Annotated in this window: 18 protein-coding genes; 13 read left to right on the top strand and 5 right to left on the bottom strand. The window is 41.5% G+C overall.

Going from position 1 to position 17,894, the window contains the following annotated elements; translation table 11 throughout:
• Positions 1–114: 114 nt before the first annotated feature.
• Together AAEM60_RS18960 and AAEM60_RS18955 are read left to right on the top strand one after the other, a co-directional pair.
• Complete coding sequence (locus tag AAEM60_RS18960; RefSeq protein WP_299743820.1) at positions 115–318, top strand: hypothetical protein; 204 nt, start codon at positions 115–117, stop codon at positions 316–318.
• Between the two features lie 172 nt (positions 319–490).
• Positions 491–1,021 carry a superoxide dismutase family protein gene (locus AAEM60_RS18955; protein WP_299743823.1) on the top strand — a complete coding sequence of 177 codons (531 nt, stop codon included), beginning with the start codon at positions 491–493 and terminating at the stop codon, positions 1,019–1,021.
• Positions 1,022–1,417: 396 nt separating this feature from the next.
• Here the strand turns inward: AAEM60_RS18955 and AAEM60_RS18950 are convergent, their stop codons facing one another.
• Positions 1,418–2,581 (bottom strand): MalY/PatB family protein, encoded by a 1,164-nt coding sequence (locus AAEM60_RS18950; RefSeq protein ID WP_299743826.1) that lies wholly within the window; start codon positions 2,579–2,581, stop codon positions 1,418–1,420.
• A 134-nt stretch (positions 2,582–2,715) separates the two neighbouring features.
• Positions 2,716–3,624: an alpha/beta hydrolase gene (locus AAEM60_RS18945; RefSeq protein WP_341356880.1), complete on the bottom strand. Its 909-nt coding sequence runs from the start codon at positions 3,622–3,624 to the stop codon at positions 2,716–2,718.
• Between the two features lie 199 nt (positions 3,625–3,823).
• On the opposite strand from AAEM60_RS18945, the gene AAEM60_RS18940 reads away from it, so the two are divergent.
• Positions 3,824–4,324, top strand: coding sequence for an Lrp/AsnC family transcriptional regulator (locus AAEM60_RS18940; RefSeq protein WP_299743832.1), 501 nt, complete (start codon positions 3,824–3,826; stop codon positions 4,322–4,324).
• Positions 4,321–5,490, top strand: coding sequence for an aminotransferase (locus tag AAEM60_RS18935; protein WP_341356879.1), 1,170 nt, complete (start codon positions 4,321–4,323; stop codon positions 5,488–5,490). The genes AAEM60_RS18940 and AAEM60_RS18935 overlap by 4 nt, the downstream gene beginning before the upstream one ends.
• A gap of 183 nt (positions 5,491–5,673) precedes the next feature.
• Here AAEM60_RS18935 and AAEM60_RS18930 read toward each other — a convergent pair whose 3' ends face one another.
• Positions 5,674–6,045 carry a helix-turn-helix transcriptional regulator gene (locus AAEM60_RS18930; protein ID WP_299743838.1) on the bottom strand — a complete coding sequence of 124 codons (372 nt, stop codon included), beginning with the start codon at positions 6,043–6,045 and terminating at the stop codon, positions 5,674–5,676.
• A gap of 130 nt (positions 6,046–6,175) precedes the next feature.
• Positions 6,176–7,504, bottom strand: a complete 1,329-nt coding sequence (locus AAEM60_RS18925) for a sodium-dependent transporter (RefSeq protein ID WP_341356878.1) — start codon at positions 7,502–7,504, stop codon at positions 6,176–6,178.
• 344 nt (positions 7,505–7,848) lie between these two features.
• Here AAEM60_RS18925 and AAEM60_RS18920 point away from each other — a divergent pair, with 344 nt between their 5' ends.
• From AAEM60_RS18920 to AAEM60_RS18885, 8 genes are all read left to right on the top strand, one after another.
• Entirely contained in the window at positions 7,849–8,133 is a 285-nt protein-coding gene (locus AAEM60_RS18920; protein WP_341356877.1) for a spore morphogenesis/germination protein YwcE, read from the top strand.
• A gap of 116 nt (positions 8,134–8,249) precedes the next feature.
• Entirely contained in the window at positions 8,250–8,435 is a 186-nt protein-coding gene (locus tag AAEM60_RS18915; RefSeq protein ID WP_341356876.1) for a sigma factor-like helix-turn-helix DNA-binding protein, read from the top strand.
• A complete protein-coding gene (locus AAEM60_RS18910) occupies positions 8,428–9,684 on the top strand; it encodes a hypothetical protein (RefSeq protein WP_341356875.1) in 1,257 nt (418 codons plus the stop codon). Before AAEM60_RS18915 ends, AAEM60_RS18910 begins: the two co-directional genes overlap by 8 nt.
• Positions 9,685–9,879: 195 nt before the next feature.
• Positions 9,880–10,296 (top strand): S1 domain-containing post-transcriptional regulator GSP13, encoded by a 417-nt coding sequence (gene yugI, locus AAEM60_RS18905; RefSeq protein WP_299743853.1) that lies wholly within the window; start codon positions 9,880–9,882, stop codon positions 10,294–10,296.
• A gap of 162 nt (positions 10,297–10,458) precedes the next feature.
• Entirely contained in the window at positions 10,459–11,022 is a 564-nt protein-coding gene (locus tag AAEM60_RS18900) for an MEDS domain-containing protein (RefSeq protein ID WP_299743856.1), read from the top strand.
• A 206-nt stretch (positions 11,023–11,228) separates the two neighbouring features.
• A complete protein-coding gene (gene adh, locus AAEM60_RS18895; RefSeq protein ID WP_299743859.1) occupies positions 11,229–12,749 on the top strand; it encodes an aldehyde dehydrogenase in 1,521 nt (506 codons plus the stop codon).
• Between the two features lies 1 nt (position 12,750).
• A complete protein-coding gene (locus AAEM60_RS18890; RefSeq protein ID WP_341356874.1) occupies positions 12,751–13,083 on the top strand; it encodes a DUF779 domain-containing protein in 333 nt (110 codons plus the stop codon).
• A gap of 251 nt (positions 13,084–13,334) precedes the next feature.
• Entirely contained in the window at positions 13,335–14,795 is a 1,461-nt protein-coding gene (locus tag AAEM60_RS18885; protein WP_341356873.1) for a catalase, read from the top strand.
• Positions 14,796–14,955: 160 nt separating this feature from the next.
• On the opposite strand, the gene AAEM60_RS18880 is transcribed toward AAEM60_RS18885, so the two are convergent.
• Positions 14,956–16,338 (bottom strand): sigma 54-interacting transcriptional regulator, encoded by a 1,383-nt coding sequence (locus AAEM60_RS18880; protein ID WP_341356872.1) that lies wholly within the window; start codon positions 16,336–16,338, stop codon positions 14,956–14,958.
• 296 nt (positions 16,339–16,634) lie between these two features.
• Here AAEM60_RS18880 and AAEM60_RS18875 point away from each other — a divergent pair, with 296 nt between their 5' ends.
• Complete coding sequence (locus AAEM60_RS18875) at positions 16,635–17,828, top strand: ornithine--oxo-acid transaminase (protein ID WP_299743872.1); 1,194 nt, start codon at positions 16,635–16,637, stop codon at positions 17,826–17,828.
• The last annotated feature ends 66 nt before the right edge of the window (positions 17,829–17,894 follow it).

Genomic DNA, 17,894 nt, shown 5'->3' with positions numbered 1-17,894 from the left:
CTTGTTCCCGGGGCTGTTCAATAAATCGTTAAAAACGGACCGAATTCAAGTTGGTTTGTCCTTTACAGTGTTGGTATAATAAAAGAAGAGTTTGTTTTTTGAAAGGAGCTTACGATGCTTTCTTCTTATGTATTAAATTTATTTCTTTACTTTCCTGAAGATAAGTCGGAATATATCCCGGCAAGCATTACAATGGCCATCTTCTTAATAGCTGCCTTATTGACGTTCCGTTTAATTATAAAGGTTTCAAAACGTGAAGAATTGAAAACGAAGAAGATGGAAGAGGAAGCGGGGCAGCGTAAAAGGGAATCAGAATAAAAAGAATGAAACACGCTTAAATATAGGCGTGTTTTTTTGTTGTGTTGATTCACCCCGATTTTCTTCTAATACCGTCTCCAACCTGCAGCTTCTTTTCGGGCAAAAAAGGAATACTTTTTCCCTCAAACGTCAACAATGGAGGAAGAGTATGCAGATTTGGAGGAAGAGCGATATGACAAAATTATCACTATTATATATGATCTTGATGAGTGTTTTACTTGGGGCATGTGCCATTGAAAACCCCAAAAAGGTCGAAGTGGAAATGAAAAATGAGAACGGGGATTCACTTGGAAAAGCCACCCTGCAAGAGAAATCAGACGGAGTGGAAGTCGGCTTGGATCTTGAAGGCCTGCCACCGGGTGAGCATGGGATTCATATCCACGAAAAAGGAGTATGTAAACGTCCGGATTTTGTATCTGCAGGGAATCACTTCAATCCGGATGACACCAAACATGGACTTCTTCATCCTGAAGGGGCCCATGGAGGAGACCTGCCTAATATCATCGTGGATGATGACGGGACAACAAAGGCAAAGCTGATGGCAGGGGGGGTCACCTTGACAAAAGGGAAGACATCTCTATTTACAAAAGAAGGTACTTCTTTGATCATTGATGAAAATAAGGATGATGGCATGACGCAGCCTTCTGGTGATTCCGGTAAACGTATTGCCTGCGGGGAAATTGTGAGCGATAAAAAGAAGTAGAGTGTGTGCGGATTTGCAGCACAGTGTACCAGGTACAAATAGTTCGAATTGTACCAGGTACAAATGATTCGAGTTGTACCAGGTACAAATAATTCGAATTGCACCTGGTACAATTAGAATTTGAAAAGTAAAAAAAACGTGCAAAAGTTGAAATTAACACCCTCTACCCCAACCGATTTCATTCCAGATGGTCACTCAATTCAATGCTTGAACCAATTTATTAACCCAACACTCATTGGTTTGTCCTTATTCTAATCAACACACTAAGATATTTGTGTAATAACATCTTTAAGATTCCAGCTGATGAAAAGGGATACCAATCGATCAAAGCGATGACCTCCCCTCTTTAATACAAAAAACGGGAAGAGTTGCCGGCAACTCTTCCCGTTTTTAACATCAGCTTAAAGCTTTTCGCAATCTTTCCAACCCATCCATCAGCGTCCCTCGTGGACAGGCAATATTCATTCGTACAAAGCCTTCCCCGCCAGGACCGTATTTCGTTCCGGGTTCCAATGCGAGTTTTCCTTTATCCAATAGACGTTCCTTCAGTTCTTCATCTGATAGATTCATCTTTGTGCAATCAATCCAGAGCAGGTACGTTCCTTCTGCGTCCACCACTTGAAGATTGGGTAAATGCTTCCCAATGAACTCCTTCGTGACTTTCACATTTTCCTGCAGGTACGCAAGTATTTCTCCCAGCCATGCCCCACCAAAGCGATAAGCTGCGTCCATTCCAACAATCCCAAACGTATTGAGAGTGAAAAAGCCCTGTTTTTTATGAATGGCGGCGATCTTTTCCCGGAGATCGGGATTGGGAGTGATCATGGCTGAAGCCTGTAATCCAGCGAGATTAAAGGTTTTACTTGGTGCGATGCACGTGATCGTTATATCCCGGAACGAGTCATTCAGAGATGCTAATGGAATATGCTTGTGCGTGTCGTATACCAGATCTGAGTGAATTTCATCCGAGACGATCACGACATTGTACTGATGGCATAATTCAGCCATTTTCGTAAGCTCTTCTTTTTTCCATACACGTCCGCTCGGGTTGTGTGGATTGCATAGTAAGAACAGTTTTGCGCCTGTTTTCAGTGATTCTTCAAAGGCATGATAGTCAATGGAATAGCTGCCGTCTTTATACTCTAATTGAGCATTGACAATTTCCCGGTCATTGTCCTCCACCAAGCTGAAAAACGGTGTATAGACGGGGGACTGAATGAGTACTTTGTCACCGGGTACAGTGAGGGCTTGAATAATGGTTGAAATGGCCGGCACGACTCCTGGACTGTACTGCAGCCACGTCTTCTCGATGTCCCAGCCGTGACGATTTTGTACCCAGTCTTTAATGCTTGATGCCGTTTCATCCCCTACAAAGGTATAGCCAAAGATTCCGTGCTTCAATCGTTCCTGCAGGGCATCCAATACATCTTGTGGAGGAAGGAAATCCATATCTGCCACCCACATGGGCAAAACATCGTCTTTTCCAAATACCGTTTTCGTCAGGTCCCACTTTACGGAGGATGACCCTTTTCGGTTGATGATTTCTTCGAATTTACTCACAAATTTGTCCCCTTTCTAAATATGTAATGATTAATATAATCATATGATGTAATCGAAAAAGATGAAAATTATTTGTTTATCCTTATTGCGGATCTTGTTCGATTTAACTTGTAACATAAAAAAGGGACTTCTCCCTACGTTTCAGAAATGAGCGCTTGGGAAAGTCCTTTTTTGTATAGTGGTTGTGTCTGAGTATCGTCGGAAAACTCTGCCGCATTTGCAGATACAAATTGATGAATGTATTCCAATACTTCCTCAGGCTTCTCTTCAGGAACGAGATGACCGGTTTCCTCTAGGACCACCAGCCTTGAGTTCGGGATATCCTGTTTCAACTTATGCCCCGTGGATAGGGGTACCACTCTGTCATGTTCTCCCCAAACAAGGAGGCACGGTGTTTGGATGTTACGTAAGTCGTTCCCTGATAAATCTCCTTCACGGTCTCGAATCATCCTTGTTAAGGCCTTGAAAATATCATCATCCAGAAAAGGTTTCAAATATCCAAACATCATTTCATCATCAATCATTTTTGAATCATGTACCACATTTTCAAGATTATTCCTTACACCTGATCGAGTTAGCCACAGCTTTACATACAGATGGAAAAAGGGGATGTGACTTAGCATCGTGACAGGCCACTTCATTTTCTTGAGATAGCCGGAACTGCATAGGAGAACGCCTTTTTCGACTAATGAAGGTGCTTTTTTCATCACGTTCAAAGCGATTTGACCACCCATTGAATGACCAGTTAAATGGACATTCCTTACATTCAAGTGATCCAATAAGGCGATGACCGTGTTGGCCAAGTTGTCGTAAGAATAGATAAATCGGTTGTTTTTCTCGCTATTCCCAAAGGGAGGAAGATCGATGGAAATGACATTATAATTTTCTTTCAAAAGAGGTGTAAGCCGTCTAAAGCTAAAGGTTGACGATAGAAATCCATGAAGAAGGACGAAGGTTTCCGAGGCTGTAGGATGCTGATGATGTTCAAAGTAAACATTGGCACCATTCACTTGAACCACTTTTGCAAAATCTTGTTCTTGCATACTTCGTCACTCCTCTCTACTGGCTTACAGGTATTTTACCCGTATTTACTCATTTAACACCTCTATTTGAAAGTTGTAACATATTCAATTGTAATTATAGATGGAATGGGGAAAATAGCCTTAAAGTGATGAACCCTCTTTTCATAATAGTGACTTCTGATATAATAAAACCATTTAGTGGTGATGAGGAGGAAGAAGAATGCAACTAAGAGAAATGGAACTGGATTTAGTTAGGATTTTACAGAAGGATGCCAGGATTTCCACCGAGAATTTAGGGAAAATGCTTCAAGTATCAACAGATGAAATAGAGGAAGCGATTGAGAAGCTTGAAAAAGACAATGTTCTGGTCAGATACAGTACCGTTGTGGATTGGTCCAAGGTAGAAGGACATGAAGGGGTTACGGCGATGATCGATGTAAAAGTCGCTCCAAAAAGAGGAGTAGGATTTGATGAAGTGGCTCACCGTATTTATCGTTACAAAGAAGTGAAGAGCGTCTATCTAATGTCGGGGGCGTATGACCTTTCTGTGACGGTGGAGGGCCGATCCATGCACGAAGTGGCTACCTTTGTGTCTGAGAAGCTATCGACTCTTGATTCTGTATTATCTACAACAACTCACTTTCAATTAAAGAAATACAAACATGATGGAACCATTTTTGGTGATCATGGTGAAGATAAACGAATTGTGGTGTCACCATGACAACCAAGACCTCTTACATATCTCAATCAGTGAAAAACTTAAAGCCTTCCGGTATCCGGAAATTCTTTGATTTGGCTGCAAATATGGAAGGCGTCATTTCGTTAGGGGTTGGGGAACCAGATTTCATTACCTCATGGACGGTTCGAGAAGCCGCGATTCTGTCCTTGGAGCAAGGCTATACCTCATATACAGCAAACGCAGGCTTACTTGAGCTCCGGGAAAAGATTGCTGCGTATATGAAAGATGGATACTCCGTCGACTATGATCCGAAAAACGAGATCATTGTGACGGTCGGTGCCTCTCAAGCCCTTGATATCAGTATGCGGGCAATCATTGATCAGGGAGATGAAGTGATTGTAGTGGAGCCAAGCTTCGTTTCCTACGTACCACTTGTTCAATTGGCAGGGGGAGTACCTGTAACGGTTGAAACCAAGCCGGAAAATGACTTCAAAGTCACAGCCGAAGAACTTGAAGCAGCCATCTCCCCGAGAACGAAAGCCGTCTTACTCTGTTCGCCAAATAATCCAACAGGGACGGTCCTTGAAAGAGAGAACCTGGAGGAATTAGCAGAGGTGATTCGTAAGCATGATTTGGTGGTCCTTTCAGATGAAATTTACTCTGAGCTGGCCTATGATCATCACCACGTGTCCATTGCATCTTTAAAGGACATGAGAAAACGTACCATTGTGATCAATGGATTTTCTAAAGGGTTTGCCATGACGGGCTGGAGGCTGGGTTATATTTGTGCACCTGAAGAGATCGCTTCGTCATTACTTAAAATTCATCAATACGCCATGATGTGTGCGTCTACACCTGCCCAACATGCCGCGGTGGAGGCACTGGATAAAGGGATGGATGATGTGATGGAAATGAAGCGAAGCTATCGCCATCGACGCCACTATTTTGTGGACTCTTTAAATGAACTGGGATTAACCTGTCACACCCCGGGAGGAGCTTTCTATGCCTTTCCATCCGTTAAGAAAACAGGAATGTCTTCAGAGGAATTCGCAGAAAAGCTTCTTATGGAAGAAAAAGTTGCGGTTGTACCTGGTAATGTGTTCGGAAAAGGCGGAGAAGGATATATTCGTTGTTCTTATGCTTCAAGTATGGAGCAGCTGCAGGAAGCTGTGAAACGGATGAAGAGATTTGTTGAGAATCATAGTTAGAAAATGAAGGGTGCCAGGCACAAAGAAACACATTTGTGCCTGGCACCTATTTAATTTGGGCAAAAAAAAATAGGACGATGAAATATCGTCCAACAAATGAAAACAAAAGGGGGAATACTTAGAAAGCTTATTTTCAGTATGACCCCTTTTTCAATTATTTATACATCATTTTATAAAAAGTTTTTAAGGCTGGCTCTTTTCGTATTTCAACTCATATAACATTTGCATCACACGCAGGAAATCATCTTCAGAGAATTCCTTTGCCTTGCGGAGGATCAACTTCGTTCGTTTGGGACCCAATTCTTTGATCAGCTGCTCCATTTCAACATCAACTCCGGTCGGATGATGATCCTTGACTTCCCGTTCAAGCAGCTCGGAAGCTGGTATATCAAGAACGGTTGAAAGCTTTAGAATTGTTTGTGTATCAGGGATTTGCAGATCGGATTCATACTTTTCAATCGTCTTCGTGCCTAATCTGGCCCTTAAAGCAAGCTCCTGTTGAGATAATTTGCGCTCTTCGCGTACACGTCTTAAATTCTCACCAAAGTGTGACATGCTAAAGTCCCTCCCCATAGAATATCTTCCTTATATCTATAGTTTATCACCATTTGGAAAAAAATAGCCCGCCTTCTAGTGAACAAAATGTTAAAAATAAAAGGTCCGTCTTTAGGGACGGACCTCTCATTTAAGATATGAAAACAAGTAGAATGGCTACGGGTACGATGTAGCGCAATAGAAAGATCCAGCAATTGAACAGGGCCGGTGATATAGACGAACCGGATTGGATTTCGCTCCATACATCTTCTCTCTTTAATCGGTAGGAAACGAATATACTGATCAGTAATGCCCCTATCGGCAATCCGAAATTGCTCGTTATATAATCGGCAAAGTCAAAGAAGTTCTTTCCTTGAATGAGAAAATCATCGAATACACCAAATGAAAGGGCACTTGGAATACCTGCAAAAAACACAAGGATTCCGATTAACCATGTAAATGGTTTTCGTTTCGATTGATTTCCTTTTGACAGTGCAGCCACTCCGATTTCAAGTATGGAGAATGCGGAAGTCAAGGTTGCAAACAATAATAAAATGAGAAATACAGTTAAGAAAATGCCGCCGAAAGCAATTTCATTAAAGACGGCTGGCAGGACAACAAAAGCAATTCCAGGTCCTTCATCCGGTTGGAAACCAAGGGCGTACACAGCAGGGAAGATGACCAATCCTGCCAATAATGAGATAAAGATATTTAACCCGGATACGCTGATGGCGGACCGTGGCATACTATCTTCTTTTGAAAGATAAGATGCATACGTCACCATGACAGAGAGTCCGACAGTAAGGGCAAAGAATGCCTGTCCTAGCGCAAGTAACATCGTTTCCCCATTCAAATAGCTCCAGTCCGGCAATAACAGGAAGCGGACACCTTCCATTGCGCCTTCCAAGGTAAGGGACCTGACGACTAAAATAATAAATAAGATAAATAAAGCCGGCATCATATAACGACTTGCACGTTCAATCCCTTTTTGAATCCCGCCTTGTACCACAAGTATTGTGATCACAATAAAGATGAATTGTGCAATCAGCACTTCCTTAGGATTTGCAATGATGCTTTCGAATAAGGTTCCATACTCCTCTTGGGTTTTCCCAATTAAAGAGCCTGTAACACTTCTGGCCAAGTAAGAAAGGATCCATCCGCCCACAACACTGTAAAACGATAATATGATAAAAGAAACAACCGTTCCTAAATATCCGATCCAGTGCCAATGGGAATGAGGAGCCAACTTTTTATAGGAAGTGACAGCGTCGGCTCCAGCCCGTCTTCCGATGACAAACTCTGCCAAAAGAATGGGAGCACCGATCAAAACGGTGAAAAGGATAAAGAGTAAGAAGAAGACACCCCCTCCATTTGCACCAGCCATATACGGGAATTTCCAAATGGCACCCAGCCCTATAGCAGAACCGGCTGCCGCCAGAATGAAACCAATCTTGGAAGTCCATTGTTCTTTTTTGGCCATACCTAAGATCCTCCTTTCAAAAAAATAAGATTTTTCAATCGTACTATGTTTTACACCCTCTGTACACCGGATTTTTAAATTTTCAATATATAAGAAATATGGGGGTGAATACCATTAAATGAGAGATAGCGAACAATTTGGCAACATGTATTTCCATTTATTATGTGTGAAAACGTTTGTAAACATTACAATTAACCTAATTTCTAGAAAACTAGTCAAAAACATGATGAATGGGCTGGAAATTTCTCTAAAATGTAGTATACTAATTGTAACAAAACGTTCACAAATTATTCTTTTTTTCGCCATAATTGAAAGCGTTTACTATCTGATTGGAGGGATTTACTATGGATGTATTTCTTGTATATCTATTTATCGCAACGGCTACTCCGCTATTTCTTTGGATAGAACATCGTAAGTGGGCGGTTCTTCATATCCCATTTGTTATAGCCTTATGGGCAGTGTTTATTTATTACGTAGCCGTTCCGGAACTTGGAGGATGGGGACATGTGACGTTGTGGAGCCTATTTGTTGCAAACCTTGCATTCGCCCATATTGCAGCCTTCATGCTGTATGCCTTGCCATTTATCCAAAAGCAACGAAAGAAGAAATCAATCACTGCAAAGAATTAGTCTGATCCAATTTGAATTGGGTTAGGCTTTTTTTTGTCTATTTTAAAAGAATAAATTAATGGTAAATAAATGAAACAAAATCCACTTTGTAGTCGTTACATAAATGAAACATCCAAATGCTGGATGATAAATATCAAATACCGATCATCCTTTACTATTTTCATGAAAAGAAGTATGAAGAAATGGCTGAAATACTGTCAATCAATTTATCTACTGTCAAAACAAGACTTTTAAGAGGGAAAAACCTCTTGAAAAAAGAACTGGAAGAGGCTGGAAAAAGGGAGGGGAGATTGAATGGATGACAAGATGCTTGAAAAACGCATGGAATTATTGAATCAATCGTATAAGAAAATTCCGGATCAGACTAATCCCTCAGACATCATACAAGCCATAAAACAAGAAGGGAAATCCCAAAAGAAGCGAACACTTATTCATTGGCCATACGTCGCAAGTTTCATTGGTGTCCTTCTGATCGGTGCGGTTCTCATCCTGCAGCTTACGATGGATGTACCGGGAAGACAGAATGGGAATCAAGCTGATTTTGCCGGTGAGTCAGACCAACGACTTCAAAGGGAGATAGAAAATGCGAAAGCTCAATATGATGTAAGGAAAATTCAAGCAATGGAGCGGCTCGGGTTTACGGAAGGCATATTTAATTCGACTGTGATCGCACGGGATGCAGGGAGGCAACTCACATATATCGAGTCCATTCCAAAGCGGGACTTCTCAAATGAAAGAAAAGTGGAGTGGATCCAGAGAGCGAGTGACGAGTTGACTCAGATATTGGCTACTCCTGATGTGATGATGAAAAATCTGAAAGCTCCTTTAACGATGGAAGAAGCAGAAGTATGGGTTGATGATTTTATTAAAAAGGAACAAGATATCCTCCCTCTATATGAGGACGAGTTGAATAAGTATGGTGAATATTGGAAGCCTTATGTTGAGAACGGAGAATTGAATATAAAGGAGTTCAATCATATGAATAACGACTATCCCCCCAAACTATGGTTATTGCGGGATGGAATATTCAATAATGCAGTTAAGCTATCGTATAACAGTGAGACGGACCGGCTTGAAACTACATTGGATGTGGAGTACTACAGGATGATCACAAGTCGTGAAGCCTTACCGGAAGGGTATGAATTGTATATGATTACCCGTTTTGATCCAGTCATTAAAGCAGGTGAATTTACAGGGACATGGAAAGAAGCAGCTGATCGCTTGATGGACTACGAAAAGATGTTAAAGGAATTGCCGGAAAATTCAAGGTTCAGGGTGGAAGTGAAGCTTGAATACGATCTTCTCTATCAAAACTTTACAGATGGAAATGTGTATCAGCCCATCTTTGATGAAAGTGATGAAATGAAATCACAAGTTGAAGAAACCTACCGATATATACTGAAAGAGTATCCAGAGTACACAACATCCCTTCATCTGAAAGAAGTATACGAAGAGTTAAGACGTGTAAATTTCGTTAAGCCAGATCGTTGGGTTCAGACGACACCGGTCATTTTGTCTTCAGAGACAGAAGAACTAAATAAAGAGCGCTAAGTTACACTGTTTTAATAATTTTAAAAATTGGGAAGCATAACTAGTGAGAAAGCAATTATAGGTGAATAAATCAATGAAAATGGGGTTAGTTGCAGAGGTCTTATAGAATAAACTTTTGCCGAATCACGGATTCTATGATATAATCTACAATTGCGTGTAAAGACGAAAAATAATATATATACTAGGAGTGTTACCATGACTACAAAATTCGAAACAGGAACTGTTGTAACAGGTAAAGTTACAGGCATTCAACCATACGGTGCGTTCGTTGCACTTGATGAAGAAACACAAGGATTAGTTCATATCTCTGAAATCACTCACGGCTTTGTTAAAGACGTTAGCGAGCACCTTTCAGTAGGCGACGAAGTAAAGGTTAAAGTATTATCAGTGGACGAAAAAGCTGGTAAAATCAGCCTTTCTATCCGTGCTACAGAAGAAGCTCCTGCAGCACCACAAGCAAAACCTGCAGCAGCGAAAAAACCTCGCCGTCAAGGTCAAGGAAGTGTAAAGCAAGCAAACGAAGAAACAACACCAGCTGGCTTCAACACTCTTAAAGACAAGCTTGAAGAGTGGATCGAACAATCAGAACGTGAAGATCTAATCAAGAAATAATACAATTTTTAAGTAGACTGCCTTTCTTGGAGGGCGGTCTTTTTTATAGATTTGTTTTATATCCCTGGAGGTACCGGAATATCCTTTGAAAAAGAGGGATATTGCTCTTTTTTAGAGAATTGATAGATATAAATAGAAAAAATTGATGGGGAGAGGGAGAATATGAAAGAGGAAATAGGGAATCTTTTAGCTGGAAATCAATGCACTCATGTCCTTTATGCCTATCAGGATCGAAATAAATATTTAGAAAACGCCGTAGCCTATATTCTTGAGGGGATCGAAACTGGGGATTCCGTCGTTCTGATTGAGAACGAAAGGAATCTGAATGTGTTGCTCAAACGGTTAAAAACCCAATTAACAAGCAGCCAATTGGAGAGGATTCAGGTTATCAGTAACTTTGATTTTTATCAATCTAGTGGAAGTTACCATCCTCCAGCCATTTATGAACAATTAACAAAAGCCATTACCCCCTACTTAGAGAACGATATTTCTTTTCGCTCGTGGACAAATGTGGAGTGGGGCACATTAGAAGAGCCAACGTCCATTATTGAATGGTTTGAAACAGAAACGGATCGCGTTGTACACGAGTACAATCTGACCGTTGTCTGTGCGTATGATTCAAAGAAAATGCCAGATCAACTGGAAGACGCTTTAAAGAAAAATCATGGATATTTAATGTCGGATGAGAATATTCTGAACTCGAAAGTATATAGTAAAGCCAATTAGTCAGTAAATATATCGTTGATTCTCTTGATGAGAATCAACTTATTTTTTTTGAAGAAGGTTTGGCCGTTCGTGGAATAATCCATCATAAATTAACGAAAAATAATGAATTTTTGAACAATACACTTGTCCGTACCTCCTTAATGGCCTATAATGAGAAATGAAAGCGCTTAATTTAACGAAAATACATATATACAGGAGGATCTTAGATGCTTTATAATAATCCGAACACTGAAGGGTCACTGGTACAATTTAAAGACAAGTATGAGAACTTTATTGGTGGAGAATATGTGCCGCCAGCAAGTGGAGAATACTTTGAAAATGTATCACCTGTTACGGGGAAAGTTTTCACGAAAATTGCCCGTTCAAACAAAGAGGATATCGAAAAGGCATTAGATGCAGCACATGCAGCGAAAGACGCCTGGGGCAAAACTTCTGTTACGGAAAGATCCATCATCTTAAATAAAATCGCAGATCGTATGGAAGAAAATTTAGAAATGCTTGCTGTAGCCGAAACGTGGGATAATGGTAAGCCGGTTCGTGAAACATTAGCGGCAGACTTACCCCTTGCGATTGACCACTTCCGTTATTTCGCCGGATGTATCAGAGGCCAGGAAGGATCTCTTGGTGAGATCGATAATGATACGGTTTCATATCATTTCCATGAGCCAATCGGGGTTGTAGCCCAAATCATTCCTTGGAACTTCCCGATTCTGATGGGTGTATGGAAGATTGCCCCTGCCCTGGCTGCAGGTAACTGTGTCGTATTGAAGCCGGCTGAGCAGACACCTGCTTCCATCATGGTTCTGGTTGAACTGATTGAAGATTTGCTGCCTAAAGGTGTACTGAATGTTGTTCAAGGGTTTGGAGTGGAAGCAGGGAAACCCCTTGCGCAAAGTAAGCGTGTTGGTAAGGTAGCCTTCACAGGTGAAACGACAACTGGCCGACTGATCATGCAATATGCATCTCAAAACATTATCCCTGTTACGTTAGAACTTGGTGGAAAATCACCTAATATCTTCTTTGAAGATGTAATGGATCAGGATGATGATTTCCTTGATAAAGCAGTCGAAGGTTTCGTGATGTTTGCACTTAATCAAGGAGAAGTGTGTACATGTCCTTCAAGGGCGCTGATCCAGGAATCGATCTACGATAAGTTCATGGAGCGTGCAATCGAACGCGTGAAACAAATCAAGCAGGGGAACCCGTTGGATTCAGATACAATGCTGGGTGCTCAAGCTTCTCAAGAGCAATTGGATAAGATTCTATCTTATATTGAGATTGGGAAAGAAGAAGGAGCGGAATTGCTCATCGGTGGTGAGCAAAATACACTGGATGGAGATCAGGAGGCAGGTTTCTATGTGAAGCCGACGGTCTTCAAAGGCAACAACAAAATGCGTATTTTCCAGGAAGAAATCTTTGGCCCTGTTGTTTCCGTTACAACGTTCAAAACGAAAGAAGAAGCCCTTGAAATCGCCAATGATACTCTTTACGGACTTGGAGCAGGTGTATGGACACGTGATATGAACACGGCTTACCGTTTCGGTAGAGAGGTTCAAGCAGGACGCGTATGGACGAACTGCTATCACCAATACCCGGCACATGCGGCATTCGGTGGATACAAAATGTCCGGTATCGGTCGTGAAAATCATAAAATGATGCTATCACACTATCAACAAACGAAGAATTTACTAGTTAGCTATAGCCCTAAAGCGTTAGGATTCTTCTAAAATGGAACAGCGACTAGAGGCAACTGAACAAGCCCTTCAGCTGATTGAAACGTTAAAAGGCAAGCATGGGGCCCTCCTGTTTCATCAGTCTGGAGGATGTTGTGATGGCAGTTCTCCTATGTGTTTAAGTCAAGATGATCTGATCATTGGTGACAGTGATGTATTAGTAGGTACTGTAGCCGACTGTCCTTTTTATATGAACGAACAACAATATGAGTATTGGAAGCATTTCCGGATCATATTGGATGTAAAGGAAGGAAGGGGAGGAGTGTTCTCTTTGGAATCAATGGAAGGCGTACGCTTTATTACGGATTCCAAACTGATCAAAGCATAAATGTGAATCTTATGGTTCTACCCTTCTACTCTCAATAATAATTTCTAGAGACAACTTTTTTATAGGTTGTCTCTTTTTTATTGTCTTTAGAGCGATTGATTGTGTGGGTATGCCTATCGTATGCTGACTTTACTAATTTTAACGATTACAATTTTAGAATGATTATAATTTGTAATTGACTTTCGTTCTCAAATAGTTAAAATAAAACTATAATTACTTAATAATTATTATAATCTAAAGGAGTGTCTGAAGTGGATAATAGAAAACTAACAACGAATCAAGGTGCCCCGATCGGCGATAACCAGAACTCATTGACAGCTGGGGAAAGAGGACCTGCGCTGCTTGAAGATTATCAACTAATTGAGAAGCTGGCTCATTTCGATCGTGAGCGAGTTCCTGAAAGAGTCGTTCACGCCAGAGGAGCGGGAGCGCATGGTGTATTCATTACAAAAAACAGCATGAAAAAATATACGAAAGCTGCACTTTTTCAGGAAACTGGCAAAGAAACACCTGTATTTGCCCGTTTTTCCACCGTCGTCCATGGCCAGCATTCACCGGAGACCCTGCGCGATCCCCGTGGATTTGCCGTCAAATTCTATACTGAAGAAGGGAACTGGGATTTTGTGGGGAACAACCTGCCTGTTTTTTTCATTCGTGATGCCATGAAGTTTCCGGATATGGTCCATTCTTTAAAACCTAATCCACAAACGAATATCCAAGAACCTGAGAGATATTGGGATTTCATGTCATTAACTCCTGAATCAACCAACATGCTGCTGCATCTCTACACAGATGAAGGGATTCCTGCTAATTATAGACAAATGCGAGGGTCAAGTGTGCATGCATATAAATGGGTGAATGCTGCCGAGAATACTGTTTATGTGAAGCTAAGCTGGAAACCAAAGCAAGGCATTGAAAATTTAACAACAGAAAAAGCAGCTGAAGTTCAAGGGAAAGATTTTAATCATGCAAGCCGTGATCTATACGAATCGATTGAAAAAGGGGATTTCCCGGAATGGGACCTGTATGTGCAGGTGCTGGACCCAATGGATATGGATGCCTTTGATTTCGATCCTCTTGACGCAACGAAGGATTGGTCAGAAGGTGACATTCCATCTCATTTTGTCGGAACCATGATTTTAAATAGAAATCCTGAAAATATTTTTGCTGAGACAGAATCAGTGGGTTTTAACCCAGGAGTGCTAGTAAACGGGATGCTTCCGTCAGAAGACAAGTTGCTGCAAGGAAGACTATTCTCTTATTCAGATACACAGCGTTACCGAATCGGTGCAAACTACCTGCAGCTCCCGATCAACTGCCCATTTGCTCAAGTGGCCAATAATCAGAGGGACGGACAAATGTCGTTCAAGCAGCAAACGAGTCCGATAAATTATGAGCCGAACAGCTTTAATGATACGCCGAAAGAAGTGTCAGGGTATACAGAGGTTCATCAGCCGATGGCAGGAGAAACAGGAAGACAGAAGATCCAGAAAACGGACGATTTTGGTCAGGTCGGTCACATTTACAGAAGCTATCCCGAAGAAGTGAAGAAGCAAGTCGTGAAGAATATTTCAAGTGAATTATCAGGAATCAACGAAAGAATTGCCCTGCGTGCAGTGTGCAATTTCTTCCGGGCGGATGAGGGGCTTGGGAAGGATTTGGCGAAGAGTATCGGATTGGATCTGACGCCATATTTGCAGCATGTGAAATAAATATGGATGAGTACTGGTCTTTTTATCGGTGAAGGTGTGCTGATGAAAGGGCTGGTGCTCTTTTTTCTATTGTTGGGGAGATGTAAGCAACGCGACAAACAGCATCACCGCGCCACCAAAAAAGCCACTCCCCTAAAAGGAAAGTGGCCAAATACCAACATTAAAACGCATTCCGCTCAATCCTATACTTCCGTATCCGATACTGCAGATTCTGCCTGCTCATACCAAGGGATTTCGCTGTTTTAGTGATATTAAAGTCATGGTATTTCAACGCTTTTTGAATATAATAGGTTTCAGCTTCTTCCATGAAAATTTCCAACGGCTTGATTTCGGTTCCAGATTGGTAAAGAAACTCCGATTCATCCTGACTATTTTCTCCTGTCGAAGTATGATGAATCCTCTGCCTGAATCCGAATGGAAGATGATTGAAGCCAATCTCTTCTTCAAACCCCACCAAGCTAAATGCTCCTTCAATGACATGCTCAAGCTCCCTCACATTGCCTGGCCAGTCATACTGGTGGAAAATTTCACTCACTTCATCCGAAATCCCTTTAATACCCATAGCGAAATGGTGGTTGAACTGGTCAATGAAATAGTTCACAATCTCCGGTAAATCTTCTTTTCTCGAGCGGAGAGAGGGGATAAAGATTGAAACAATGCTCAGCCTGTAATAGAGGTCCTTTAATAACCGCCCTTCTGCAATTGCGTCGATGGGATCCTCGTTCACAGTCGCCATCACCCGCACATCATATGGAAGGTCCGTCCCTTGGGAAAAGAAGTTTAGCAGCTTCTCTTGAAGGGAAAGGGGTAATGAGTTAATTTCGTCCAGTAGCAGTGTGCCTCCCTGTGCTTGTTGGAAGAGGGAGGGGCGGTGTTCTTCCGGATTGCTGTCCTTTCGCTCCTCGTGAAACAGGATTTCTTCTAGCTTATCATCATGTAGTGACGAGCAATTCTGGGTGATGAAAGGGCGATTGGCACGGGCGCTGTCGTTGTGGATGCTTTGTGCAAAAAGCTCCTTTCCGGTACCGATTTCACCACATATCAACACAGGGGAAGACGTCCTTGTCGCCCGCTTTCCGGTTTCGACGGCGTCCTGCAGTCGGTGATGTTTACCGATGATGCTGTCAAAGGTAAATAAACTGCTCGGACGCTTATTTATATGATCTCTCATCACCTTTTCGAGTTTCGTGATGTCTCTGGCAATTTCAATCGCCCCAATTAGCACTTCATCGTGAAAGATCGGAAAGGTGTCGTTCATCGTCGTGATTTCGATTCCGTTCATATTAAAATAAGTTTGTTTCACATTAAGGGTTGGTTCCTTTGTGTTCAGAACTTTAAGAAGGGTACTTTCTTCTTCAGAGTGAAATTGGAAAACATCCAGCAAATTTTTATCCAGGACGTCTTCAATTTCCATCCCTTCGATTTCGCGCATTTTTCGATTGTAGATGATGGTTCTTCCGGTAGAATCGATGACATGTATGCCTGATTCGAGATGTTCAGCGACTTTTTCGTACATATACAAACGTTTTTCTGATTCCAGCATGCTGTCTCTCTCCTCTTCTTTTTCATTAGGTCTTACTGCAAAACGTATCGTCTATCAAGCATCTATTTGCGCAAATTTTCCTTCCGTCCGTTACTGAATTGATGACTGTTAAGCAATTAAATTGGCAAAAAGAGCGGATTTATAAAAAATTTTAAAAAACTCTTGAAAAATGCAACTATCTTTTGCATTATTATAAGTGTAAGGGTTTTCTAAATGCAAACTTTTTTTGCATATATGTTAACTAACCTCGTCATAAGCCTTTAAAAATAGAATGTTTTAAACAAGGAGGAACTTTCATGGCAGTAAGTACTCATTCGATTATCGAACAAACGGAAAAGTATGGTGCGAAAAATTATCATCCCCTACCAATCGTTATTTCAGAAGCAGAGGGTGTATGGGTTAAGGATCCTGAAGGGAATAAGTATATGGATATGCTTAGCGCCTATTCAGCTGTAAATCAGGGACATCGTCATCCAAAGATCATACAGGCATTAAAAGATCAAGCAGATCGTGTGACATTGACTTCACGTGCTTTCCACAACGATCAATTGGCTCCTTGGTACGAGAAGATTTGTAAGATGACCGGTAAAGACATGGCTCTTCCAATGAACACTGGTGCTGAAGCAGTGGAAACAGCGATCAAGACAGCTCGCCGCTGGGCATATGATGTGAAGGGTGTAGCCGAAAACAGTGCGGAAATCATCGCATGTAACGGGAACTTCCACGGAAGAACGATGACAGCTGTTTCCCTCTCTTCAGAAGAAGAATACAAGCGTGGCTTCGGTCCGATGCTTCCGGGAATCAACTTGATTCCTTACGGTGACTTGGAAGCATTGAAATCCGCCATTACACCAAATACAGCAGCTTTCCTAATCGAACCTATCCAAGGAGAAGCAGGGATTGTATTCCCTCCTAAAGGCTTCATGAAAGCAGCATATGAATTATGTAAAGAAAACAACGTCCTATTCATTGCAGATGAAATTCAGGCAGGTCTAGCACGCTCTGGTAAAATGTTTGCGTGTGAGTGGGAAGATGTTGACCCTGATATGTACATCCTTGGAAAAGCACTTGGTGGAGGGGTATTCCCGATTTCTTGTGTTGTTGCCAATGAAGAAGTGTTAGGTGTATTCAACCCAGGCTCCCATGGTTCTACTTTTGGAGGAAATCCAATGGCATGTGCGGTTTCTGTAGCATCCCTGGATGTACTGATCGATGAGAATCTGGCAGAGCGTTCTCTTCAAATGGGAGAATACTTTATGAGTAAACTTCGTGAGATAGATAATCCTATGATTAAGGAAGTTCGTGGTAGTGGTTTATTTATTGGAGTGGAACTTAACGAACCAGCCCGTAAATACTGTGAACAGCTGAAAGAAGAAGGACTGCTTTGTAAAGAGACACATGATACAGTCATTCGTTTTGCTCCACCACTTGTCATCTCACAAGAAGACCTGGATTGGGCAATCGAAAGAATCAAAAAAGTATTATCTTAATCCCAAGGGTGAATAACCATTTAGCAAGAAGATTTTTTTCTTAGACTGAGCGTAATAAGGCGTGAA

Origin of the sequence: Rossellomorea sp. y25 (assembly GCF_038049935.1) — a bacterium.
Classification (GTDB): Bacteria; Bacillota; Bacilli; order Bacillales; family Bacillaceae_B; genus Rossellomorea.
Note: the sequence above shows the minus strand (reverse complement) of the source record. Positions and strands in the feature narration are given on the sequence as shown.